Genomic DNA, 24,858 nt, shown 5'->3' with positions numbered 1-24,858 from the left:
CGAACTCGCCGGCAGGCGGCAAAAAGAGCATTTTAACAAAAGCCGCGATAACTCTTGGTTAGTCAGCGTCCCGTACTTTTGCCATCACGGACAGAACGTTTGGCAAACGGGAAAATTTTGTGTTCGCTTTGAAGCTACTCATAATCAGTCATCGGCCTGAATGATGCGGAGAAGCAAGATGAGGGACCAGAACCGTACATACCACTCAGTATTATTCATCGATGCGGGCGTCGCTGACGCGGCCGCATTGGCTGCCGGTGTGGCCGATGATGTACTTGTGGTTAAACTGGTTTCATGGCGCGATGGCGTGGAGCAGATCGCCACCGTGTTGCGCCAGTACTCAGGCCTCGATAGCATCCAGATTGTTTCCCATGGCGCTGCCGGTCAGCTGCAACTGGGGAAATCCGTACTGGATAGCGCACATTTGGAGGCGTATCACGACGCCCTGCTGGAATGGGGCGGCGCGCTGCGCACGGGCGGCGATCTGCTGCTGTATGGCTGCGACGTTGCCGCAGGCGACAGCGGGCTGGCGTTTATCGACGGCCTGGCACAGGCCACCAGCGCCGACGTGGCCGCTTCCACCGACGTCACCGGCAGCAGCCTGCTGGGCGCCAACTGGACGCTCGAGCGCAGCACCGGCAGCATCGAGACGGCCAGCGCATTGAACCCGCAGGCGGAGCTCGACTATGCCCACACGCTGGGCCTGGTGAATGGCGGCAGCAACGGCACCATCACGTTCAGCACCAACGCCAATGTCACGCTGCTCAACACCACCGGCCTGGCGGCGGGCGCGGTGGTACATAGCGATAACATCCTCGGCCTCGGGCTGGACCTGTACACGCAAAGCACCAATGGCGGCGGCGTCTCGGTGGTCAACGTCAATGGCAGCAACCTGATCGGCATACCGCTCAGCGATGACCGTCTGGTGGTCAACGGTTCGCTGCTGTCGCCCGTGAGCTACGTGGACCTGCGCGCCAACAGCGGCGTGTTCGATATCCTCAGCATCAATCTGGGCAGCGGCAGCCTGGTGGGCAACCTGCTCGGCACCGTGATCTTTACCGTGTACGCGCTGGATGCCAATTACCAGCCGACCGGTGTCGGCGTTTCGCTGACCAGTTTGCTTGTCAACGAATACGGCCTGCTGAACTTTGCCTCGATGGCGAATTTCAAGGGCATCTACGGCATCCGCATCGTGAACCCGCTGGGCTTCGAGGTGGATATTGACGATATCGCCATCGCCAATGCACGCGTCGCCAACAGCATCAGCTCCGCTTCCTACAGCGCCGATACGGGCGTGCTGACGCTGGCGGCGGTGGGCATCCGCGCCGGCGACGCCATCGACCCGGGCAAGCTGACCATCACTGGCGCCAATGGCCAGACCTACACGCTGACCTCGCCCGTGGTGAGCGCCTCCAGCACCACCGCCGCATCGATTACGCTGAATGCGGCCGACAAGCTGGCGATTAACGGTCTGCTGAATAACAACGGCACCGCCAGTGTGGATGGCACCAGTTTCAACATTGCGGCGGCCGCCAACTGGGACAGCAATCTCAGTAACGGCATCGACATGACCGGCAACGCCATCACGGTCAGCAACGTGCAGCTGCCGACGATTACCTCGGCCAGCTACAACGCCGCCACCCATGTGCTGACGGTCACGGGCAACAACCTGGTCGGCATCACTGGCGCGGCCAACGACGTCACTGTGGCCAAGCTAACGTTCAAGGGCGAGGGCGGCGTCACGCGCACGCTGAGCACCACCGGCAATGTGGATGTGACCAGCGCGACCTCGTTCGCGGTCACGCTGTCCGGCGCCGATATCGCCGCGGTGGAGGCGCTGCTCAACAAGAACGGTACTGCCTCGGCAGGCGGCACGACGTATGTGCTGTCGGCCGGCGATGACTGGAACAGCGTGATCGGCAATGCCAACACGGCGGTTACCGGCGTCGGCATCGCGGTCACCAACACCAGCAACAGTCCGCCCACCATCACTGGCGCCGTGGCAGGCGCGGTCAACGACAATGCCACCCTCAGCCCGTTCAGCAATGTGACGGTGGCCGATGTCAATGGCGATAACGTCAGCATGACCATCAGCTTCAATGGCGCCAACGGCACCCTGAGCGGTGCGGGACTGAGCGGCAGCAATGGCAGTTACACGCTGAGCGCCAACACGCCCGCTGCGCTGACCGCGCAGCTGAAGGCGCTGGTGTTTACGCCGACCGCCAATCAGGCGGCGGTTGGCGTGGGCATCTCTACCACCTTTACCATCACCGCTACCGACAGCAGTGGCGCGGCCAGTGCGGCCAATACCTCCACGGTGGTCACGGCGACGTCGGTCAATGATGCACCGACGCTGGGCGGCACGGCCGCATCGCAGGCGGTGACGGCGGGCGGCACGCTGCATCCGTTCTCCAGCGTTACGCTGACCGACCCGGATGTGGGGGCGCAGGTCATCGTCACCATCACGCCGGATAGCGCCGCCAAGGGCGCATTCACGGCAAGCTCGCTGAGTGCTTCCGGTTTCGTGACCACGGACGGCGGCGTGACGTACACGCTGTCCTCGGTGGCCCCCAGCGCCGCGCAGGCCGCGTTGCAGGCGCTGGTGTTCAAGAGCACCACCGGCATGAACGCCACCACGACGTTTACGGTGGCTATCAACGACGGCAGCGTCATTGTCAGCAACAATGCCACCACGGTGGTCTCGGCGACGCCGAGCAGTACCACGGCGCTGTCGGTCGCCTTCTCGGCCGACACCGGCATCAGCAACACCGATCTGATTACCAAGACAGCGGCGCAGACCATCAGCGGCACCCTGAGCGCAGGATTGGGCAGTACCGAGTCGGTGCAGGTATCGCTGGACAACGGCGCCACCTGGACCACCGCCACGGCCAGTACGGGCAGCACCACCTGGCAGCTCGCCGGCCAGACGCTGACCGGCTCCGGCACCTTGCAGGTGCGTGTGACCAATCCCGGCGGCAGCAGCACGCCATTGAGCGCAAGCTATGTGCTGGATACCACCGCGCCAACCAACACCTCGGCGTCGGTCTCGTTCTCCGCCGATACCGGCGCCAGCTCCACCGACCTGATTACCAAAACAGCAGCCCAGACCATCAGCGGCATCCTGAGCAGCGGACTGGCATCGGGCGAACATGTGGAAGTCTCGCTCAACAACGGCAGTACCTGGGTCACGGCCAGCAGCAGCACTGGCAGCACGGCCTGGACGCTGGCGGGCCAGACGCTCAGTAGCAGCAATACGTTGCAGGTGCGCGTGGTGGATGCGGCGGGCAACCTCGGCGCCGCCAGCAGCTCGGCATATGTGCTGGACACCACCGGGCCAACCGCCTCGCTGAGTTCCAATGTCAGTGTGCTGAAGAGCGGCGAGAGTGCGCTGATTACGCTGACCTTCAGCGAAACGCCCAGCGGCTTGAGCCTGGCCAGCCTGAGCGCCGTTGGCGGCACGCTGGCCAACCTGGTGGCCACGGCCAATCCCAATGTCTACACGGTGGAGTTCACGCCGAACAGCGGCTTGAGCGGTTTGCTGGGCAGCGTGTCGCTGGCGGCCAACAGCTATATCGACCTGGCCGGCAATAATGGCGCTGGTGCGTCGTCGGCCGCCATTTCCATCAACACGCTGGGACCGGGCGTGGTGATTACCAGCGATGCGGCTACGCTGAAAACCGGCCAGACCGCCACCATCACCTTTACCTTCAGCAGTCCGCCGACCGGCTTTGCCTCGGATGATATCGTGGTCAGCGGCGGCACGCTGGGTAGCCTGACCAATGTGGGCGGCGGCGTGTACACGGCAGTGTTCACGCCGGGCGCCAACGTCAGCGCCAACGCCTCGATTACCGTCACGGGCGGCAGCTACACCGACAGCTTCGGCAACCAGGGCGGCGGCGGCGCCACGCCGGTGGTGCTGGTCGATACCCGCGCGCCAACGCTGGCCATCACCAGCAACCTGTCGGCGGTCCACATCGGCGATACGGCCACCATCACCTTTACCTTCAGCGAGACGCCGCTGGGCTTCACGGCCGGCGATGTCGCGGTCAGCGGCGGCACCCTGAGCGGCTTTACGGTCACCGCCAATCCGCTGGTGTACACGGCGGTGTTCACGCCGGATGCCAATGTGGCCAGCGGCGCCGCCAGCGTCACCGTGGCCAGCGGTTCCTACACCGACCTGATCGGCAACAGCGGCACGGCCGGCACCTCGCCATCGGTCAGCATCGATACGCTGGCGCCGACCACCACCGGCGCCAGCGTGGTGTTCTCTGCCGATACGGGTAGCAGCAGCACCGACCTGATTACCAAAACCGCTGCGCAGAATATCAGCGGTACGCTGAGCGCTGCACTGGTCTCGGGCGAAGTGGTGCAGGTATCGCTGGACAATGGCGCTACCTGGACCAATGCCACCGCCAGCGCGGGCTCCAGCAACTGGTCGCTGAGTGGCCGCACACTGACCGGCAGCGACACCTTGCAGGTGCGTGTCAATGACGCTGCCGGCAATCATGGCGCCGCCTACAGCGCGGCCTATGTGCTGGACACCACGCCGCCATCGGTGGCGGTGACCAGCGACCTGGCGGTGCTGCGCGCCGGCCAGACGGCGACGCTGACCTTCACCTTCACCGAGGCGCCCAGCAATTTCAGCGCATCGTCGGTGGCGGTCAGTGGCGGCACCTTGGGCAGCATCACGGCGACCGCCAATCCGCTGGTGTACACGGCAGTCTTCACACCCAGCGCTGGGCAGTCCGGCGTGACCGCCACCGCGCAGGTTATCGCCAACGGTTACACGGATACCGCAGGTAACAATGGCCAGGCCAGTGCGACGGTGCCAATCACCATCAACACCACGCTGCCGTCCTTGCTCATCACCAGCAACGATGTGGCGCTCAAGTCGGGAGAGGCAGCGACGCTGACCTTCACCTTCAGCACCCCGCCGACCGGCTTCACGGCGGCGGACATCAGCTACAGCAACGGCACGCTGAGCGGCTTTGCGGCTACCGCGAACCCGCTGGTCTACACGGCGGTATTCACGCCGAATGCCAACCTGGGCGCCGGCGTGGCCAACATCAGCGTGGGTGCGGGGACTTACACCGATGCCTTCGGCAATAGCGGCGGTGGCGCCAACGGGCCGGTCATCAACATCGATACGCTGGCGCCCACCGTTGCCATCACCAGCAATGTCGCTGCGGTGAAGGCAGGGGAAACGGCGACCGTGACCTTCACCTTCAGCGAACTGCCGGTGGACTTTACCGCCGGCGACGTCGTTACCACGGGCGGCACGCTGAGCGGATTGACGGTGACGGCCAACCCGCTGGTGTATACGGCGGTGTTCACGCCGACCGCGGGCATCCAGGGCACCTCGGCCAGCATCACCATCGCCAGCGGCGCGTTTACCGACACGGCGGGCAATGCGGCCAGCGCAGCGCTGACGCCGCCCATCAGCATCGATACCCTGCCACCGGCCGCAGTCGCCAACACGGTGGTGTTCTCGGCCGACAATGGCAGCAGCGCGACTGACCTGATTACCAATGCCAGCGGCCAGACCATCAGCGGCACGCTGGCGGCGCCGCTGGGCGCGGGCGAGTACGTGGAAGTCTCGCTGGACAATGGCGCCACGTGGACCACGGCGACGGGCGCCGGCAGCGCGTGGAACCTCACCGGCCAGACGCTGACAGCCAGCGATACGCTGAAAGTGCGTGTCAGCGACGCCGCAGGCAATCATGGCACCTCGTACTCGGTCAACTATGTGCTGGACACCACGCCGCCCACGGTCAGCATCAGCAGCAGCGCCAGTGCGGTCAAGGCCGGTGAGACGGCCACCATCACCTTTACCTTCAGCGAGGCGGTCGATGGCTTCAGCCTGAGCGACATTACGGCCGGCAGCGGGGTGCTCAGCAACCTGGTGCAGACCTCCAATCCGCTGGTTTACACGGCGGTCTACACACCGAATGCCGGCGTCAATGGCGCCAATGACAGCGTCGCGGTCACGGCCGGCAGCTATACCGACAAAGCCGGCAATGCCGGTATCGGCGCGGCCTCGCCGGCGATTGCGGTAGACACGGTGGCGCCGACCACGACCGGAGCCAGCGTCGTGTTCTCCAGCGATAGCGGCGCGGCTGGCGATCTGGTCACCAATGTCGCCGCACAAAACCTCAGTGGCACGCTGAGCGCGAATCTGCAAGGCGGCGAGGTGGTGGAGATCTCGCTCAACAATGGCAGCACCTGGGTGACCGCCACCAGCAACACCGGCAGCAATGCCTGGTCGCTGGCGGGACAGACCATCACCACCGGCGCGGGCCACAACGTGCAGGTGCGCGTCAGCGACGCCGCCGGCAATCACGGTACGGCCTATACGGCCGCCTACACGCTGGACCAGACGCCGCCGACGCTGTCCATCAGCTCCAGCAAGCTGGTACTCAACAGCGCCGATACGCCGCTGATCACGTTCACCTTCAGCGAAGCGCCCGTGGGCTTTGGCGCCGGCAGCATCACGGTCAGCGGCGGGACGCTGAGCGGCTTTACGGCCACCGCCAATCCGCTGGTGTACACCGCCGTCTTCACGCCGACTGCAGGCCAGGCCTCGGGTGTCGGTGCGATTTCGGTGGCTTCAGGTGCCTATACTGACCTGGCCGGGAATAATGGCCAGGCTGCGGCCGTACCAACCATCAGCTACGCCACGGTGGCGCCGGGGGTGGCCATCCTCAGCGATGTCACGGCCCTCAAGGCCGGGGATACCGCCAACATCAGTTTCAAATTCAGTACCGCGCCGGTCGGTTTCGTGCTGGGCGATGTGAGCGTCAACGGCGGCACGCTGAGCGGCTTTACCGCCACTGCCGATCCGCTGGTGTACACGGCGGTGTTCACGGCCAATGCGGGTGTCGCCAACGGCACCGGCAATATCAGCATTGCCAGCGGCACCTTTAGCGATAACCTGGGCAATCTCGGCGTGGGCGGTGTGATGAGCGCCATCAGTGTCGATACGCTGGCGCCGACCTTGAACATCAGCAGCAGCGCCGCTTCACTGAACAGCACAGGCACAGCGGTCATCACTTTTACTTTTAGCGAGACGCCGGCGCAGTTCACGCTGGGTGACATCAGTGCCACCAATGGTACGATCAGCAATCTGGTGCAGACGGCCAATCCGCTGGTGTACACGGCGGTCTTCACGCCGGCTGCCAATGTGGCCAGCGCCAATGCAGTGGTCAGCGTGGCCAACGGCGCGTATGCGGATATCGCCGGCAATGCGGGCAGTTCCAGTTCGTCGCCGCCAATCAGCATCGACACCCTGGCGCCGGGACTGGTCGGCAGCACCGTGCTGTTCTCATCGGATACGGGCAGCAGCAGCACCGACCTGATTACCAACGTGGCAGCGCAAACCATCGCCGGTACGCTGGGCGGCGGTGTGCTGAGTGCAGGCGATATCGTCGAGGTCTCGCTCAACAACGGCACGACCTGGACCACCGCCAATGCTACGGCAGGCGGCAACTCCTGGGCGCTGACCGGACAGACGCTGACCGGCACCGGCACGGTGCAAGTGCGCGTCAGCGACAGCAATGGCAACCACGGCACGGTCAGTACCTTCAACTACCTGCTGGACAACACGCCGCCGACCGTCAACATCACCAGCGACACCAGCACGCTCAAGATTGGCCAGAGCGCCACCATTACCTTCACGTTCAGCGAGCAGCCAGCCGGCTTTACGCTGGGCGATCTGATCGCCACTGGCGGCGCGCTGAGCGGCTTCACCGCCACTGCCAACCCGCTGGTGTACACGGTGGTGCTGACGCCGACGGCTGGCCTGACCGGCAATGCGAGCGTCACGCTGGGGAACAATCTGTACACCGACGCCGCCGGCAATAACGGCAGCGGCGGCAGCTCGCCTGCCATCAGCGTTGATACGCAGGCGCCCACGCTAGCCATCACCAGCAGCGCCAGTGCGCTCAAGATCGGCGATACCGCCACTATTACCTTCACCTTCAGCGATGCGCCTGCCGGCTTCACGCTGGGGAATATCAGCGCCACCAATGGCACGCTGAGCGGACTCGCCGCCACCAGCGATCCGCTGGTGTACACCGCCACCTATACGCCGAATGCGGGCGTTGCCGCCGCCAATGGCGTCATCAGCGTGGCCGGCAGCGTCTATACGGATGCTGCCGGCAATGCCGGGTCCAATGTGGCCGGTGCACCGATCTCGATTGATACGCTGGCGCCCACCACCAGCGGCGCCTCGGTCAGCTTCTCGGCGGATAACGGTGTCAGTAACAGCGATCTGATTACCAATGCCGCAGCGCAGATCATCAGCGGCACGCTCAGTGCGCCGCTGGTGGCGGGCGAGCAGGTGCAGGTCTCGCTGGATAACGGCGTCACCTGGCTGAATGCCCTGGCCACGGGGCCTAGTGCCTGGGCGTTGACACCGCAATCGCTGACCGGCAGTGGCACCTTGCAGGTGCGCGTTGCCGATAATGCGGGCAATACCGGACCTGCGTTCTCGGCCGCCTACGTGCTGGACCTGGTGGCGCCGACCATGACCGTCACCAGCAGCGCCACGGCACTCAAGGCGGGCGATTCCGCCACGCTGACCTTCACGTTCAGCGAGGCGCCGGTCGGCTTTACCTTGAGCGACCTGGTGCCGCTCAACGGCACGCTAAGCGGCTTTACCACAGTGAGCGCGTCGGTGTTCACGGTGGTGCTGACGCCGGCGGCCGGCCTGGCCGGCGGTACGTCCGGCGTGACGCTGGCGCCAGGCATGTACTCGGATGCCGCCGGCAACAACGGCGGGGCGGCGGCTTCGCCGTTGATCTCGGTCGATACCAGTCCGCCATCGCTGAATATCAGCAGCAGCAGCGCCAATCTGCGGATAGGCGAATCGGCCACTATCACCTTCACCTTCAACGAGCTGCCGGTCGGCTTCACGCTGGGCGATATCAGCGTCAGCGGCGGCACGCTGAGCGGCTTTGGCCAGACCGCCAATCCGCTGGTGTACACCGCCCTGTTCACCCCTACCTCTGGTGTGTCCTCCGGCAGCGGCACGGTGTCGGTCGGCGCGGGCAGTTTCCTCGATGCCGCTGGTAATGCCGGCGTGGTGGCGGCGACGCCGACCATCAATTACAGCACCATGGCGCCAGGCACCACGGGCGCTTCGGTCATTTTCTCCAACGATAACGGCATCAGCAACGCCGATCTGATTACCAGCAATCCGCTGCAATCCGTGAGCGGCACGCTGACCGCCAGCCTGCAGACCGGCGAAAGCGTCGAAGTCTCGCTGGACAATGGCGCTACCTGGGTGCCCGCGGCTTCTGCTATCGGCAGCACGGCATGGGCGCTGCCGACACCGGTGATTCTGACGGCCAGCAACGTGCTGCAAGTGCGCGTGACGGACGGCGCGGGCAACCATGGCCCGGCCAGTTCGTCGGCCTATGTGCTGGATATGGCACCGCCCGGCGTCAGCATTTCTTCCAACGTTGTCAACGTCAAGGCGGGCGATACGGGCACGCTCACGATTACCTTTACCGAGGCGCCGCAAGGCTTTACTGCGGGCGACCTGACCGTCGCCGGCATCAGTGTGACGGGCCTGGCCGCCACTGCCAATCCGCTGGTGTACACGGCCTCCTTCACGCCGCTGGCCAATTACAACGGCCCGGCCACGGTGGCGATCGGCGCCACCAGTTATACCGATGCCGCCGGCAATCCCGGTGCGGGCAGCGGTGTGGTGACGGTGGCGAATGTCGATGCGCAGCCGCCTTCGGTCGTCATCAGCAGCAGCGCAGCGTCACTAAAGGCGGGCGAGACGGCGCTGATTACGTTCACCTTCAGCGAAACGCCGCAGGGCTTTGCCGTCGGCGATATCACGGCGGTGGGCGGAACCTTGAGCGGCTTTGGCGCGACGGCCAACCCGCTGGTGTACACCGCGCTGTTCACGCCGACACCGGGTGTCAACGCTGGCACGGCGAGCATCAGCGTGGCGCCGAACGTCTACAGCGACCTCGCCGGCAACCTTGGCCTGGGTGGCGCGTCGGCCGGCATCAGCATGGATACGCTGGCGCCGTTCTCCGCTTCCGTCGGCCGGCCGCTGTTCTCCAACGATACCGGCAGCAGCAGTACCGATCTGGTGACCTCGAATCCTTCGCAGGTGGTGAGCGGCGTGCTGTCGGCAGCGCTGGGGGCCGGCGAAATGGTGCAGGTGTCGTTTGACAATGGCGTCACCTGGGATGTCGCCACCGTGACCGGCACCAGCTGGAGCCTGGCGCACATGCTGACCGCCAGCGGTGTGATGCGCGTGCGCGTGGCGGATACCGCCGGCAACCACAGCGCCGAAACCATCACGCCCTATGCGCTGGACCAGTCGGTGCCTACGGTGACGATCAGCAGCGACGTCGCCACCGCCAACAATGTAACGCCGGCCGTGATCACCTTCACCTTCTCCGAAGCGCCGGTGGGCTTCAGCGCCAGCGACATCAGTGTCACTGGCGGTACGCTTGGTCCGCTGACTGCCACCAGCAATCCGCTGGTGTATACGGCGACCTTTACGCCGAATTCCGGGGTGGCGGCCGGCAACGCCACCATCTCGGTCGGTGGCGCCTACCAGGATGCCGCCGGCAATGCGGGGGCGGCCGGCGCCATTCCCGCACTGCAGATCGATACGCTGGCGCCGTCCGCCACTGCCGGTGGGGTGCAGTTCTCGGCCGACAGCGGCACCGGCGGCGACCTGATTACCAACCAGCCGGTGCAAACCTTGAGCGGTAACTTGAGCGCACCATTGGCCGCCGGCGATGTGGTGCAGATTTCGCTCGACAATGGCGTCAGCTGGCAGAATCTCAGCATCGCAGTGGGGGCCAGCAGCTGGACCAGCAACCAGACGCTGTCCGGCAGCAGCACGCTGATCGTGCGCGTGATCGACGCCGCCGGCAATTTCAGCACCGCCTATGCGGCGCCCTACACGGTTGATACGGTGGACCCGACGGTGACGCTGGCCAGCAATCTCGCCACAGTGGCGCAAGGCCAGAGCGCAACCATTACGCTGACGCTGAGCGACCCGGCGGCACTGACGCTGGCGGATCTGATTGTGGTGGGCGGCACGGTGACCAGCTTCACCGGCAGCGGCACCAGCTACCAGGTAGTGATTACGCCGCCGCCCAACAGCACGGTGCCGTTGACGGTGGCGGTCAATACGGGTGTCGTCACGGACGCCGCCGGCAATGTGAATTCCGCATTCACCTTTCTGCTGGTCCCGGTGGATACCAACACGCCGGCGATACCCGGCACACCGTCCACCGTGGATGGGGTGGTGATTCATACGCTGGATGGCACCGATCCAGTCAGCGGCCTGCCGACGCGCACCGTCACGGTGCCGATCATCACGTCCAGCCGTTCCGAAGACACCACCACCAGCCACGCCAATCTGGCCGACATTCCGATCGGACTGGCGCCAAATGGCCAGAACCCCGGCACCAAGCTGGTGGTCAGCGTGCCGGTCGGGGTGGGCTTTGAAGCGCAAGGTCCGTCGGTGCTGCTCAGCGGCGGCGTGGCGCTGACGGACCTGATTGGCCGTATCGATGACCACACCGCTGCCGGCCAGGCGACGCGCGCGGCCATGGAATCCCAGGCGCAGCAGTTCCTCAATAGCCTGGATCCTGCCGTGCAATTGCAGCATGCGACGCTGACCATGAGCGCCAACGCGACAGCCACCGACGCAGTACTGATGATTACCGGCGGAGACGCGGTGACCAGCGGCGGCGCCCACGCCTTGCATAGCGCAACGCCAGCCGCAGCGGCGGCAGACAACACGGCGATTGCACTGGTGGTCGATGCGCGCGCGCTGCCGCAGGGCATAGGCCTGCAGCTGGATGATGTGGACTTTGCCGCCATCATCGGCGCTGCCAATGTCCAGGGCGGGGCCGGCAAGAACTTTTTCATCGGCGATGGCGAGGCGCAGCGCATCGTGCTGTCGGCAGGCGCCGACAACGATACCTTGTATGGCAACGGCGGCAATGACATCCTGGCCACCGCTGCCGGCAACGACTATCTCGATGGCGGCGACGGCGATGACGTGCTTGCCGGCGGCAAGGGCAACGATACGCTGGTGGGCGGCGCCGGCAACGATGTGCTGCAAGGCGGCCGTAGCGATGCTGGCCAGTGGCACTTCTTCCTCAAGGATGGCAAGGTGGTAGGCCAGCATCAGATGGCGATAACCGGCGCCACGCAAATGGAGACGGTGACTGCGGCGGAACTGAACGGCGGCGTCGCGCTGCTGCACTTCGCGAATGCCGATGCGGCGCGGCTGGAGACCTTGTCGCTGCTGTATCACGCGGCCTTCCATCGCGAACCGGACCTGGTAGGCCTGAACTTCTGGCTCACCCATCCGGAACTCAGCACGCAGCAACTGGCGGAAGGCTTCCTGATGCCGGTCGAAGCGCAGCAAAACCTGAATGCGCTGAACAACCACGATTACGTGGCGCGCCTGCTGGAAAACGCGCTGGGCGCCAAGCCGGCCGAAGCGGCGCTGGCGCCTTGGCTGTCCCGCCTGGACGCGGCGCCGGGCGATACCAGCGTGCGTGCCAGTGTGCTGGCTGATATTGCCCTGAGCAGCGATCACCGCGCCGCATGGCTCAGCAGTGACGGCATGGCGCTGGGCAGCCAGTTGCTGACGCAGGAGCAGGGCTGGATCGCCAATTCCGGCGACGACCGGCTGACTGGCGGCGCCGGCTCCGACCGGCTGGTGGGCGGCGACGGCATCGATACGGTGGTCTACAGCGGCGCGGCGGCCAACTACTCGCTGTCGCTGACCAGCGGCGGCGAGGTGACGATCGGCGAGCCGGATGGCGGGCAGGACACCATCCTGCAAATCGAACGGGGCGAATTTAATGGCACCACGCTGGACCTGGGCTTCACCCAGATCGGCGCTGCCACGCTGCAGGAAATCGGCATGTTGTACCACCTGACCCTGGGCCGTGCCGGTGACTTCGTCGGCTTCCAGTTCTGGGCCGCCGGCGGTTTGCATGGCAGCGCGCTGGCCAACGGTTTTGTACAGTCGCCGGAATTCGTGCAGCGCTTCGGCGCGATGGACGACAACGCCTTTATCACACTGCTGTACCAGAACACCGTGCACCAGGCTCCGGGCGCCAACGTGCTGGCGCAATGGGACGCTTACCTGGATAACCATAGCCGTGCCGACCTGGTGGCCTTGCTGGCCAACGACGTCACGCTGGTCGGCAGCCAGTTCGGCGCCAATGGTTTGAGTTTGATCGGTAGCTTGTAGATTGCCATTCTGGCGCAAGCGAAAACTGTTTTGCTGGAGGAGGAACTGCACCAACGCGAAAAAAATGGAGGCATAATCGGCGCGTAGTTTTTGAACGGGAGCACGCCATCCTAGCCCTGACTACCACCGAGCAAGCAAGGCCCGGCATCCTGATCGTCGATGATGAACGGGAGGAGCTGCGCTTCCTGACCGATTTGCTGCGCCGCCAGCTGTATCACGTACGCAGCGCTTCCGATGGCATGGCTGGCTACCAGGCTGCACTGGCCTCGCCACCCGACCTGATTTTGCTGGATGTCCGCATGCCGGGGCTGGATGGCTTTGCCGCCTGCCGCCTGCTCAAGGCCAATCCCGTCACCCATTCGATTCCGATAATTTTCCTCAGCGCGCTGGATGAGCCGGACGAACGCGTCGCCGGCCTGGCGATGGGCGGCGTGGACTTTGTCGCCAAGCCCTATCACCCGGCCGAGGTGTTTGCGCGGGTACGGATTCACTTGGAGCTGTCCGGTTTGCGCAGGGCCGCCCAGCCTACCGCGCTGACGCCGGCCGCGATGCCGGCGCTGCATGATCCGGACGAGGTGGTGGCCACTGCGGCGATGCGCCTGATCGAAGACAACCTGGCCGCGCCGCTGACGCTGGCCGGTATCGCCCGCGCGCTGGGGACCTACGACAAGCGGCTGTCGCATGTGTTCCGCCATTACGTGGGGATGACGGTGTTCGCTTATCTGAGCGAAGCGCGGATACGGCGTGGCCGGCATCTGCTGGCCGATACCGATATGAGCGTACAGCAGATCGCCGAGCAGACCGGTTTCAGCAGCGCCGCCAATTTCGCCACCGCGTTCCGTGAGCGCGTGGAGTTCACGCCCACCGCCTACCGCCAGGCGATGCGCCATCCGGCGGTGCGGCCATGAGCCGCAAAGACCTGGACGCAGTGCGCGTCCGCGCGCGCTTGCTGGCGGCCCTGAACCATGACCTGCGCGCGCCGCTGGCGCGCATTGCCACCAGCGCCAGTACCGGCTGGGTGGATGTGCTGACGCTTGAGAATGAAGCGCGGCGCCAGCTTGAATGGTTGTCGGACTTGCAGGAATGCGCGCGTTTCGAATTGCAGGCGCCGGAACTGGCGCCGGCGCCGGCCTATCTGCATGCGCTGATGCGGCACGTAAGCCACGACAACAGCGAGCTGCCGGCGCTGGCGGTGCTGGATGCGCGGCGCCTGGCGCAGGTGCTGGCGCGGCTACGCGACCATGCCGGTGGCCAGATGGCGCTGCGGGCGCTGAATTTTCCGGGCGATGTGGCGCTGGCCTTCCAGGCCGGGGTCGCCGATGGCCCGTGGAGCGACGTTACCGCCGCGCTGAGCGACGATCGCATCCTGCCCGGGGTAATGGTGGCCGCGCACCTGGTGCGCGCCATGGGCGGCGTTTTACAACAGAGCGGCGATGCCTTGCGGTTTGCCATCCGCGTGCCGCTGGCCGAGGAACAGGACGCGATGCCGCCGACGCCGCATTTCGACTGGCCCGAGCCGTTCGGCAGCGGCCATGCCATCCTGCTGCTGGAACCGCACCAGCCGATGCAGGACTATCTGAGCGAGATACTGGAAAGCGCGGAATTCGATGTGCAGTATGAGCCCGGAGACCGCGATCCGTCGCTGATCCTGTGCGCCGATGAAAGCGTGTGGGACATCTGGCCGCGCGAGGAAGCGCCGCCGGTGCTGCTGCATACGCTGCTGCCGCCGCTGCGGCCGACGGATTTTATCGAGGTGATGTACAAGCCGGCGCCGGCCGCGATGCTGCTGTCGGCCTTGCGCCGGCGGCTGGAGATCAGGCTGTGAGGCGGCCGCCGGTGACGCGTTCGATGCCGGCCAGGTCGCACCAGCTCTGCACTTCCGTGTAGCCGGCGTCGCTGAGCAGTGCGCGCACGGCCGCCGACTGCTCGTAGCCATGCTCCATCAGCAGCCAGCCTTGCGGCTTCAGATGCGGCGGTGCGCCGGCGATAATGATGCGCAGCGCGGACAGGCCGTCTGCATGGTCGGTCAGTGCACCCACCGGTTCGTAGCGCAGATCCCCTTCGGCCAGATGACGGTCGCCACTGGCGATGTAGGGCGGGTTGGAGGCGATGACGTCAAACGGTGCGGCGCCTTGCAGCGCGCTGTACCAGTCGCTCTGCAGGAAGGTGACGCGGGCGTTGTTGTTGCTGGCGTTGCGGCTGGCGACGGCCAGGGCGTCGGCGCTGACATCGAGCGCGGTGACGTCGGCATCCTTGCGCGTGTGGGCCAGCGAGACGGCAATGGCGCCGCTGCCGGTGCCCATGTCCAGCACGCGGCCTTGCGCGGGCAGGCGGTCCATGGCCAGTTCGACCAGCAGTTCGGTATCGGGACGGGGGATCAGCACGGCGCTGCTGACTTCAAACGGCAGGCCAAAGAACTCGCGCTGGCCGACGATGTAGGCAATCGGTTCGCCGGCAAGGCGGCGCTGCACCAGCGCGGCAAAACGCTGCGCTTCGCCGGCGCTCAGCGCGCGCTCGGATTGCGTGATGAGGGCGATGCGGTTCAGCTCCAGCGCGTGGCACAGCAGCACGCGGTTATCCAGCGCCTCCAGCAGCGACTGCCGTTGCAGCGCGGCGAGGGTGACGCCGGCCTGGATGGCGTGGACAGTGTCGATCATCGTACGCGGCGGATCAGCAGCCAGCCCAGCGACAGCGTGAACAGGCCAAACCACAGGAAGGACCACTGCGGAATCGACAGGCCAAACCATGGCGCCAGCGCATCTTCGCACAGGCCATCGGCCTGGAACAGGAATGGCAGGTAGGTCGCGGTCGGGATCTTGTTGAGGAAGGTCTCCATCGGGTCGATGCCGCAGGACAGGCCAGGATGCGCCAGCACCCACAGATGCTTGCCGGCGGTGAATAGGCCGCCCAGCGCCGCCAGCAGGCCGACGCCGGCCAGTGCTTTCGGCTTGCTGGTGTAGGCGCCGATCAGGGCGAACACGCCGATGGCGATGAACAGGTAGCGCTGGATCACGCACAGCGGGCATGGGAGCATGTCCAGACCGTGCTGCAGATACAGGGCGACGCCGATCAGGCCAAAGGCGCCGATGGCGATGGACAGCAGCAGGGAACGGGTATGTATCATGAAGTGATCCGGTAGGGTAAATGCCGGCAATTTTCGCACAATGTTGTCAGGGAGGTCTTAGGCGGCTCTTAAAACCTGACCTTAATCGCCCAGGGCTGCCAGCAGTTCGGCCTGGTGTTCGGTGGTCAGGGCATTGGTCAGTTCGGTCAGGTCGCCGTCCATGATGAAGTCCAGCTTGTACAGGGTCAGGTTGATGCGGTGGTCGGTCATGCGGCCTTGCGGGTAGTTGTAGGTGCGGATGCGTTCACTGCGGTCGCCGGAACCGATCAGGCTCTTACGCGTGGCCGCTTCCTTGGCCTGCTGTTCGCGCAGCTGCACGTCCTTGATGCGGGTGGCCAGCACCTTCATGGCCTGCGCCTTGTTCTTGTGCTGCGAGCGGTCATCCTGGCACTCCACCACGATGCCGGTCGGCAGGTGGGTGATGCGGACCGCGGAGTCGGTCTTGTTGATGTGCTGACCACCGGCGCCCGAGGCGCGGTAGGTGTCGATGCGCAGCTCGGACGGATTGATGTTGACGTCTTCCACTTCGTCCGCTTCCGGCATCACCGCCACGGTGCAGGCGGAGGTGTGGATGCGGCCCTGCGTCTCGGTGGCCGGCACGCGCTGCACGCGGTGGCCGCCGGATTCAAATTTCAGTTTCGAGTACACGCCGTTGCCGACCAGGCGCACGATGACTTCGCGGTAGCCGCCCAGGTCGGACGCGGATTCCGACACCATTTCGACCTGCCAGCGATTGCGTTCGGCATAGCGCGTGTACATGCGCAGCAGGTCGCCCGCGAACAGCGCCGATTCATCGCCGCCAGTACCGGCGCGGATTTCCAGGAAGATGTTGCGCTCGTCGTTGGCGTCTTTTGGCAGCAGCATTTTCTGCAGCTCCAGATCCAGTTCGGCGGTGCGGGTTTTGGCGGCTTCGATTTCTTCCTGGGCGAATTCCTTCATGTCCGGATCGGCCAGCATTTCCTGCGCGGCGTCGATGTCGCCCAGCGCTTCCTGGTAGGACTTGTAGACCGCGACCAGCGGGCCGATTTCGGCGTGCTCGCGGGTCATCTTGCGGTAGCTGTCCATATTATCGGTGGCGCCTTCGGACATCAGCAATTCATCGAGTTCGACCAGACGGTTTGCCAGTTGATCGAGCTTGGCCAGCATGGATGGTTTCATAGCGTATTTCTTGGAAAGTGAGACGTGTGCCGCGCAGGTGGCGACGGAAAGGGATACAACGCAGGAGGTGGTCCTGCAAGCGGCTGCAGCTAACGGCGGCCGCGGAACATCTGTGGCAGCAGTTCTGCCAGCTGGGCGCGTTCTTCGCCCTGCGCACGGTGCAGCGCCTGCTGCGGGCCGTGCATGAATTTTGCGGTCAGGCCCTTGGACAGGGCTTCCAGCACGGCGTCGACGTCTTCGCCCTTGGCCAGCATCTTGCGCGCGCGTTCGAGTTCCATCTGGCGCAGCGCTTCGCCGTTTTCCTGCAGGTGCTGGATCACGGGCACCACGGCGCGGTCGTCGATCCAGTGCATGAAGGACTGCACGCGGGTTTCGATGATGGCTTCGGCCTGCGCGACGGCAGCCTGGCGGTTTTCAATGCCGGTCTGGACTACCTTGCCCAGATCGTCGACGGTGTACAGGAAGGCGTCGTTGAGGCGCGCCACTTCCGGCTCGATATCGCGCGGCACGGCCAGGTCGACCATGAACATGGGCTTGTGGCGGCGCGCCTTGATGGCGCGTTCCACCATGCCCAGGCCGATCAGCGGCAGCGACGAGGCGGTGCAGGAAATCACGATGTCGTACTGGTGCAGCTTGTCCTGCAAATCGGCCAGGCGGATGGCGCGGCCGCCGAAGCGGTGGGCCAGCACTTCGCCGCGTTCCAGCGTGCGGTTGGCGATGGTGATGGATTTCGGATTCTGCGCGGCGAAGTGGGTGGCGCACAGTTCGATCATTTCACCGGCGCCGATGAACAGCACGTTCTGCTCGGAGATCTTGTCGAAGATGCGCTGCGACAGGCGCACCGCTGCAGCGGCCATCGACACGCTATGCGCGCCGATTTCGGTGGTGCTGCGGACCTCTTTCGCGACCGAGAACGAGCGCTGGAACAGCTGGTGCAGATAGGTGCCCAGGCCGCCCGCCTCGTCGGCGGTGCGGATGGCGTCCTTGATCTGGCCGAGGATCTGGGTTTCGCCCAGCACCATCGAGTCCAGCCCGGAGGCGACGCGGAAGGTGTGACGCACGGCGTCGTGCTGCGGCAGCATGTACAGGTGCGGGCGCAGTTCGGCGTAATTGAGCTTGTGGAAATCGGCCAGGAAATGGGCGCCGGCGTCGAGCGGATCGGGCACGGTGCTGGCGGCGTACAACTCGGTGCGGTTGCAGGTCGACAGGATGGCCGCTTCGTCGGAACCACGGTGGTCGATGCGTTCAAACCAGGAACGCGCCGCCATCACCGCCTGCCCCAGCTGATCCGGGGCGAACGCCAGCTGCTCGCGTAGCGAGACCGGAGCGGTGGTGTGATTGAGGCCGACGGCAAGCAGCTGCATTTCGGGTCCAGGCGATAAATATGCGGACATTATACCGTGCCTGCCTGGGTGTTGCCCTGCGGACTGCTTAAAGACCGAGCAGTTTGCTCAGGCTCCCAGCTTTTCCAGGCGGTAACCGTAGCTGTAGACCGGCACCAGGCGGAAACCATTTTCTGGCTTTAATTGCAACTTGTTGCGGACGCGGGAAACGTGGGTGTCCATGGTGCGCGACGGTACGGCGGTTTCGCGTATCCACACGGCTTCATGGATGTAGGCGCGCGACAGCGGGCGGCCGATGTTGCGGAAAAATAACAGTGCCAGGTAGAACTCTTTGTGGGTCACGTCCAACACAATGCCGTCCATGAGCAGGCGGCCCGGGCGGGTTTCAAAGATGTATTGACCGAATTGCAGCTGCTCGGCGCCGTTCTGGGCCGGATAGGCGCGGCGCAGCAGGGCTTGCACGCGGGCCACCATTTCACTGCGGCGCAGCGGCTTGATCATGTAGTCGTCGGCGCCGGCGGCCAGGCCGGCCACGATGTCGTCTTCGCCGGAACTGGTGGTCAGGAACAGCACGGGCGCGTTCTCCGGCAGTTTTTCCTTGGCGCGGCGCATGACTTCAGCACCGCTCAGGTCCACCACCTGCCAGTCGAGGATCAGCATGTCATAGCTGTCCTTGCGCAATTGCGCCAGAACATCTTTGGCGGTCTGAAAACTGTGGCAAATATGGCCGGCGGAGGTCAGGACCTGGCAAATCAAATCCGCCTGGCTACGGTCGTTGTCGAGTACGGCAATTCTCATACTGCTGCCTGCTGGAAAAATTGTTAAGGAGAAGTCACTCCGAATATAACAGAGATTTACAAATCAGTTAGCAAAAACGCCAATTATTTTTTCTAAAAACATCAAATATGTTTTTATGACAATACTTGTTTTCACAGTACGCACCCGCATATTCATTACACGGTACACTGGAAAAACGCTGAATTCAATGCAGAAGTTGAAAAATGGCAAGAATGAACAGCGCCATACTGGAGGGCGGATGAGCAGCAAAAAAGACACAAATTGGACGCTGTTGCCGGCTTCGCAACGTGACATCGCCGACGTACGGGAACGCTGCCGCCAGCTGGTGCGCCGGCGCGCGATGGTGTCGGCGGGCATGGCGGCGGTGCCGATTCCGGGGCTGGATATTGTTTCCGACCTGCGCCTGTTTGCGCTGCTGATTGACGACATCAATCAGGAGTTCGGCTTGTCCGAGCAGCAGATCGAGCGGCTGCAGCCGAAATTCCGCCTGATCGCCTATGAAGCGGCGATTGGCGTCGGCGGCATGCTGGTGGGGAAACTGGTGACGCGGGAAGTGGTGATGCAGCTGTTGCGCAAAACCGGCTTCAAGACGGTGGCGCGCCAGGCCAGCAAGCTGGTGCCGCTGGCAGGCCAGCTGGCCTCGGCCAGCATCGGCTTTTTCGCCTTCCGCCAGATCGGCTACCAGCATGTGGAGGCATGCGCCAAGGTGGCGCAGGAACTGCTGTCGGCTGGCGTGCACCAGCCGGCGTAGTTACGCGTCCGGCAGCACCACGTTGACATCGAGGACTTCCAGGTTGCCCTGGCGGTCCAGCGAAATCTTGATGTCGTCGGCGTTGACCTTGGTGTACTTGGAGATCACCTCGATCAGTTCCTTGTGCAGCGCCGGCAGGAAGTCCGGACCGGCGCGGCCGCTGCGCTCGCGCGCAATGATGATCTGCAGCCGCTCCTTGGCCGCGGTCGCGGTTTTTGGTTTAGGCGGAAACAGGAAAGAAAGCAGTGCCATGATTACTTGCTCCCGAAGATACGCTGCAGCAGGCCTGGCTTTTCATACGTGGTAAAGCGCAGCGGCAGCTCCTGGCCCAGGAAGCGCGACACCACATCTTCGTAGGCTTCCGCAACATCGGTGCCCTTGAAGTGAATCGCCGGATTGCCCTGATTCGATGCATGCAGCACCTGTTCCGATTCCGGAATGATGCCCACCAGTGGAATGCGCAGGATTTCCTGCACATCTTCGTACGACAGCATTTCGTCCGCTTCCACGCGTTTAGGCGAGTAGCGGGTGATCAGCAGGTGCTCCTTGACCGGTTCGCCGCCCGTCTGCGCGCGGCGCGACTTGGCCTGGATGATGCCCAGGATGCGGTCGGAGTCACGTACCGACGATACTTCCGGGTTGGTGACGATGATGGCTTCGTCGGCAAAGGTCAGCGCCATCAGCGCGCCATGCTCGATACCGGCCGGCGAATCGCAGATGATGAACTCGAAGCCCATGTTGATGAGCTCGTGCAGCACGACTTCCACGCCGTCTTCGGACAGCGCATCCTTGTCGCGGGTCTGGGACGCCGGCAGGATGAACAGGTTGTCGCAATGCTTGTCCTTGATCAGCGCCTGGGTCAGCGTCGCTTCCTTGTTGATCACATTGATGAGATCGTAGACCACGCGGCGTTCGCAGCCCATGATGAGGTCCAGGTTACGCAGGCCGACGTCAAAGTCGATGACCGCAGTTTTGTAGCCGCGCATGGCGAGGCCGGTCGAGAAGCTGGCGCTGGAGGTGGTTTTACCGACACCGCCCTTGCCGGACGTTACAACAATAATTCTTGCCACGAATAATCCTTTTCAGAGTGGTGTGCTTAAGCGCGGTTTGCAGTATTGACAGATGATATATCGATTCTGTCACCGACCAGGCGAATTTGCGTGGGCGAACGTGCATATTCCTGAGGGAATCCGTCTTCAAACGTACTGTAGACGCCGGCGATGGAAACCAGTTCCGGCGACATATTCAATGCAAATATCCGGGCCTGGGCATTGCCCGAGGCGCCGGCGAGTGCGCGGCCATTGAGCGTGTTGTACACGTGAATGCTGCCGTCAGCGATGATTTCGGCGCCGTTGTTGACCACGGCGGTGACCACCAGGTCGCAGCCGCGCGCGTAAATGCGCTGGCCGGCGCGCACTGGCGTGTCGATGATCATGACGTCGGTGCCATTGCTGGCGGCCGCCGGCGGCTGAGCCTGGGCGGCGGCTACCGCCACCGGCGTCGGTGCAGGCTGCGGGGCTGCTTCCTCTTCACGCGGCTTGGCGCTGGCGGTTTCCAGGCTCAGGCCGTGGGCGGCGATGTCGGCAGCCATTTCTGGCGGCGCATTGCGCACGGCGACCGGGTTCAGGCGGTATTTTTTGAGCAGGGCGATCAGGCCGCCCCAGTCGATCGGATCGCCGCCGGCCGGCACTGCGGCAACGTCGATCACGGTCAAATCGTCTTCAAAGAAGTCGGCGGTGCCACCGGTCATTTCAGCCAGTGCGGCGTCGAGAGCGATGCGGTCGGCCGTGGCCAGGATGGCGGACACGGCGACAACGGTGGAAATCTTAATTTCTATGGGCTTTTGAAACAGGCTCTTGGACATGGGCGACAGTATCAGGGTTAACCTCGCGCGCATGCGCAGGCACCAGCATTCTACTGTGGAAAATCAGGAAAGGGGAGGGCAGTCTAGCGTGTGCGCCAGCAAATATGCGGCTTTGATCTTGTTTGCTTGTCATCTGCATTTCATATTGGTGCGCTAAAGTGTGCGGCAACCGGTCTATCATTAAAATGAAAGATTTTTCGCTTACACATGAATATAGCTAATAGGCCATGCTAGAGATACGCCATCTACGCACTCTGAGCGCACTGCGCTCGGCCGGCAGTCTGGTGCGTGCTGCCCAACTGCTCAACCTGACGCAGTCGGCCCTGTCCCACCAGATCAAATTGCTGGAAGATCGCTATGGCGGCCCGCTGTTTGAGCGCAAATCGGTGCCAATCGGCTTTACTGCCACGGGCTCCCGCCTGCTCAAGCTGGCGGATATGCTGTTACCGGAAATCGAGACGGCGGAGCGTGAAGTTGCGCGCCTGATGCAGGGAGATACCGGGCAGTTGCGGGTGGTACTGGAATGTCATACCTGTTTTGACTGGCTGATGCCGGTCATGGATGAATTCCGCAAGCGCTGGCCGGAGGTGGAAATCGACCTGGTGTCGGGCTTTCACAGCGAGCCGGTCGAGCTGCTGCGCAATGGCGAAGCCGATCTGGTGATTGGTTCTTCTTATGGGCCGGAGTTCAACACCTTCCCGCTGTTCCGCTACGAAACCCTGATCGTGATGGCGCAGAAGCACCGTTTGGCGGCGCGGCGTCGCCTGCAAGCGGCTGATTTTGAAGGCGAAACCCTGATTACCTATCCGGTGCCGGAACACCGGATCGACCTGATCCGCGAAGTACTTAATCCGGCCCACATCCACTTCAAGCGCCGCAGCGCCGAGCTGACGGTGGCGGTATTGCAGCTGGTGGCCAGCCGCCGCGGCATTGCCGCGCTGCCCAACTGGGCCATCAAGAACTATGTCGATTACGACTATGTGATCGCCCGTCCGGTCGGCGAACACGGCCTGTGGAGCGACCTGTTCGTCTCCGTGCCCGAGCCGCAGAAACACAAGGCCTATGTGCTGGACTTCGTCAATGTGATACGCGAACAGTGCGCTGGCGCACTGGATGGTATCAAATTATTGTCGTGACAAATTGTTGTTTTTTCTGCAAAATATTATGAAAGGGTTTGATCCGCATCAAGGTGTGTGCTGAAACCAGCGCATACGATGAGTGCCGACCGTTTGTCGTCAGGCACGGATGCTGCTAGATAATCCTGGCGATCCTCGCGGCGACGCACCATCGAAACCTGCCACGGCTTCCGTGCGGACGGCGTATGATCAAAGTTCGCGTTGTTGCTCAACTTAGCTGGCTGCGGCCGGCGCATTGGAGAATCAAATGGATGATGTAGTTATCGTGGCCGCTGGCCGTACTGGTGTGGGGAAATTCGGCGGCAGCCTGGCCAAGGTTCCGGCGTCGGAACTGGGCGCACATGTCATCAAGGGCCTGCTGGCCAAGACCAATATCGATCCTAACCTGATCAGCGAAGCCATCCTGGGCCAGGTGCTGACCGCAGGCGTGGGCCAGAATCCGGCCCGCCAGGCCGTCATCAAGTCCGGCCTGCCGAACACCATTCCCGGCTTTACCATCAACCACGTTTGCGGCTCCGGCCTGAAAGCAACCCACCTGGCGGCGCAAGCGCTGAAGGCAGGCGATGCACAGATCGTGATTGCCGGCGGCCAGGAAAACATGAGCGCTTCGCCGCACGTGATCAATGGCTCGCGCGACGGCTTCCGCATGGGCGACTTCAAGGCCGTGGACAGCATGATCGTGGATGGCCTGTGGGACGTCTATAACCAGTACCATATGGGTACGACGGCCGAGAACGTCGCCAAGAAATACGAGATTTCGCGCGCAGAACAGGATGAATTCGCACTGCAATCGCAACTGAAAGCAGAAGCGGCGCAAAAAGCCGGCAAATTCAAGGACGAGATCCTGCCACTGGAAATTGTCCAGAAGAAGGGCAGCATCGTGTTCGACACCGACGAATACGTCAAACCAGGCTCGACCCTGGAAGCCCTGGCCGGCCTGCGTCCAGCGTTTGCCAAGGATGGTACCGTGACGGCCGGTAACGCCTCCGGCCTCAACGATGGCGCCGCCGCCGTGATGATGACCACCGCCAGCAAGGCGCGTGAACTGGGCCTGCCGGTGCTGGCCAAGATCAAAGCCTACGCTTCGTCCGGCCTGGACCCGGCCTACATGGGCATGGGCCCAGTGTCGGCCACCAAGCTGTGCCTGAAAAAAGCCGGCTGGACGCCGGATGATCTGGACCTGCTGGAAATTAACGAAGCCTTTGCTGCACAGGCGGTGGCCGTCAACAAGGAAATGGGCTGGGATACCAGCAAGATCAACGTCAATGGCGGCGCAATCGCCATCGGCCACCCCATCGGCGCGTCTGGCGCCCGCGTGCTGGTGACGCTGATCCACGAAATGATCCGCCGCGATGCCAAGAAAGGCCTGGCCTCGCTGTGCATCGGCGGCGGCATGGGCGTAGCGCTGGCAATCGAGCGCGAATAAAAA

The 24,858-nt window shown here is 63.7% G+C and carries 14 protein-coding genes; 6 read left to right on the top strand and 8 right to left on the bottom strand.

The window, feature by feature from the left end:
• Positions 1-178: 178 nt before the first annotated feature.
• The 3 genes from BUA36_RS06680 to BUA36_RS06670 all read left to right on the top strand — a co-directional run bounded on the left by BUA36_RS06680 (position 179) and on the right by BUA36_RS06670 (position 15,080).
• A complete protein-coding gene (locus tag BUA36_RS06680) occupies positions 179-13,255 on the top strand; it encodes an Ig-like domain-containing protein (RefSeq protein WP_072782736.1) in 13,077 nt (4,358 codons plus the stop codon).
• 107 nt (positions 13,256-13,362) lie between these two features.
• Positions 13,363-14,163 (top strand): response regulator transcription factor, encoded by an 801-nt coding sequence (locus tag BUA36_RS06675; protein ID WP_072782734.1) that lies wholly within the window; start codon positions 13,363-13,365, stop codon positions 14,161-14,163.
• Complete coding sequence (locus BUA36_RS06670; protein WP_072782732.1) at positions 14,160-15,080, top strand: histidine kinase; 921 nt, start codon at positions 14,160-14,162, stop codon at positions 15,078-15,080. Before BUA36_RS06675 ends, BUA36_RS06670 begins: the two co-directional genes overlap by 4 nt.
• Here BUA36_RS06670 and prmC read toward each other — a convergent pair.
• The 5 genes from prmC to BUA36_RS06645 all read right to left on the bottom strand — a co-directional run bounded on the left by prmC (position 15,070) and on the right by BUA36_RS06645 (position 19,678).
• Entirely contained in the window at positions 15,070-15,912 is an 843-nt protein-coding gene (prmC, locus tag BUA36_RS06665; protein ID WP_072782730.1) for a peptide chain release factor N(5)-glutamine methyltransferase, read from the bottom strand. The genes BUA36_RS06670 and prmC overlap by 11 nt on opposite strands.
• Positions 15,909-16,379: a disulfide bond formation protein B gene (locus BUA36_RS06660; RefSeq protein WP_072782727.1), complete on the bottom strand. Its 471-nt coding sequence runs from the start codon at positions 16,377-16,379 to the stop codon at positions 15,909-15,911. The genes prmC and BUA36_RS06660 overlap by 4 nt, the downstream gene beginning before the upstream one ends.
• Before the next feature lie 81 nt (positions 16,380-16,460).
• Positions 16,461-17,537, bottom strand: a complete 1,077-nt coding sequence (prfA, locus tag BUA36_RS06655) for a peptide chain release factor 1 (protein WP_072782724.1) — start codon at positions 17,535-17,537, stop codon at positions 16,461-16,463.
• Positions 17,538-17,626: 89 nt separating this feature from the next.
• Positions 17,627-18,901: a glutamyl-tRNA reductase gene (gene hemA / locus BUA36_RS06650; RefSeq protein WP_072782721.1), complete on the bottom strand. Its 1,275-nt coding sequence runs from the start codon at positions 18,899-18,901 to the stop codon at positions 17,627-17,629.
• 87 nt (positions 18,902-18,988) lie between these two features.
• The gene (locus tag BUA36_RS06645) at positions 18,989-19,678 is read right to left on the bottom strand and encodes a response regulator transcription factor (protein WP_072782718.1); all 690 of its coding nucleotides are present in this window, start codon (positions 19,676-19,678) and stop codon (positions 18,989-18,991) included.
• Positions 19,679-19,916: 238 nt separating this feature from the next.
• Between BUA36_RS06645 and BUA36_RS06640 the strand changes: the two genes are divergently transcribed.
• On the top strand, positions 19,917-20,429 hold the full coding sequence (locus tag BUA36_RS06640; RefSeq protein ID WP_072782715.1) for a hypothetical protein: 513 nt from the start codon (positions 19,917-19,919) through the stop codon (positions 20,427-20,429).
• On the opposite strand, the gene minE is transcribed toward BUA36_RS06640, so the two are convergent.
• The 3 genes from minE to minC are packed head-to-tail and all read right to left on the bottom strand — an operon-like array spanning position 20,430 to position 22,293.
• A complete protein-coding gene (gene minE / locus BUA36_RS06635) occupies positions 20,430-20,681 on the bottom strand; it encodes a cell division topological specificity factor MinE (RefSeq protein WP_072782712.1) in 252 nt (83 codons plus the stop codon).
• A gap of 2 nt (positions 20,682-20,683) precedes the next feature.
• Positions 20,684-21,499, bottom strand: coding sequence for a septum site-determining protein MinD (minD, locus tag BUA36_RS06630; protein WP_072782705.1), 816 nt, complete (start codon positions 21,497-21,499; stop codon positions 20,684-20,686).
• 26 nt (positions 21,500-21,525) lie between these two features.
• On the bottom strand, positions 21,526-22,293 hold the full coding sequence (minC, locus tag BUA36_RS06625) for a septum site-determining protein MinC (protein WP_072782702.1): 768 nt from the start codon (positions 22,291-22,293) through the stop codon (positions 21,526-21,528).
• A 227-nt stretch (positions 22,294-22,520) separates the two neighbouring features.
• Here minC and BUA36_RS06620 point away from each other — a divergent pair, with 227 nt between their 5' ends.
• Both BUA36_RS06620 and BUA36_RS06615 read left to right on the top strand, forming a co-directional pair.
• On the top strand, positions 22,521-23,429 hold the full coding sequence (locus tag BUA36_RS06620) for a LysR family transcriptional regulator (RefSeq protein WP_072782700.1): 909 nt from the start codon (positions 22,521-22,523) through the stop codon (positions 23,427-23,429).
• Between the two features lie 247 nt (positions 23,430-23,676).
• Positions 23,677-24,855 (top strand): acetyl-CoA C-acetyltransferase, encoded by a 1,179-nt coding sequence (locus tag BUA36_RS06615; protein WP_072782697.1) that lies wholly within the window; start codon positions 23,677-23,679, stop codon positions 24,853-24,855.
• Positions 24,856-24,858: the final 3 nt, after the last annotated feature.

Source organism: Duganella sacchari, from assembly GCF_900143065.1.
Classification (GTDB): Bacteria; Pseudomonadota; Gammaproteobacteria; order Burkholderiales; family Burkholderiaceae_D; genus Rugamonas; species Rugamonas sacchari.
Note: the sequence above shows the minus strand (reverse complement) of the source record. Positions and strands in the feature narration are given on the sequence as shown.

Excerpts from the sequence above, each read along its gene's own strand:
- BUA36_RS06620 (WP_072782700.1), top strand. The coding sequence starts at position 22,521 with ATGCTAGAGATACGCCATCTACGCACTCTGAGCGCACTGCGCTCGGCC.
- BUA36_RS06640 (WP_072782715.1), top strand. The coding sequence starts at position 19,917 with ATGAGCAGCAAAAAAGACACAAATTGGACGCTGTTGCCGGCTTCGCAA.
- prfA (WP_072782724.1), bottom strand. The coding sequence starts at position 17,537 with ATGAAACCATCCATGCTGGCCAAGCTCGATCAACTGGCAAACCGTCTG.
- prmC (WP_072782730.1), bottom strand. The coding sequence starts at position 15,912 with ATGATCGACACTGTCCACGCCATCCAGGCCGGCGTCACCCTCGCCGCG.
- minE (WP_072782712.1), bottom strand. The coding sequence starts at position 20,681 with ATGGCACTGCTTTCTTTCCTGTTTCCGCCTAAACCAAAAACCGCGACC.
- BUA36_RS06615 (WP_072782697.1), top strand. The coding sequence starts at position 23,677 with ATGGATGATGTAGTTATCGTGGCCGCTGGCCGTACTGGTGTGGGGAAA.
- BUA36_RS06680 (WP_072782736.1), top strand. The coding sequence starts at position 179 with ATGAGGGACCAGAACCGTACATACCACTCAGTATTATTCATCGATGCG.
- BUA36_RS06660 (WP_072782727.1), bottom strand. The coding sequence starts at position 16,379 with ATGATACATACCCGTTCCCTGCTGCTGTCCATCGCCATCGGCGCCTTT.
- hemA (WP_072782721.1), bottom strand. The coding sequence starts at position 18,901 with ATGCAGCTGCTTGCCGTCGGCCTCAATCACACCACCGCTCCGGTCTCG.
- minC (WP_072782702.1), bottom strand. The coding sequence starts at position 22,293 with ATGTCCAAGAGCCTGTTTCAAAAGCCCATAGAAATTAAGATTTCCACC.
- BUA36_RS06645 (WP_072782718.1), bottom strand. The coding sequence starts at position 19,678 with ATGAGAATTGCCGTACTCGACAACGACCGTAGCCAGGCGGATTTGATT.
- BUA36_RS06670 (WP_072782732.1), top strand. The coding sequence starts at position 14,160 with ATGAGCCGCAAAGACCTGGACGCAGTGCGCGTCCGCGCGCGCTTGCTG.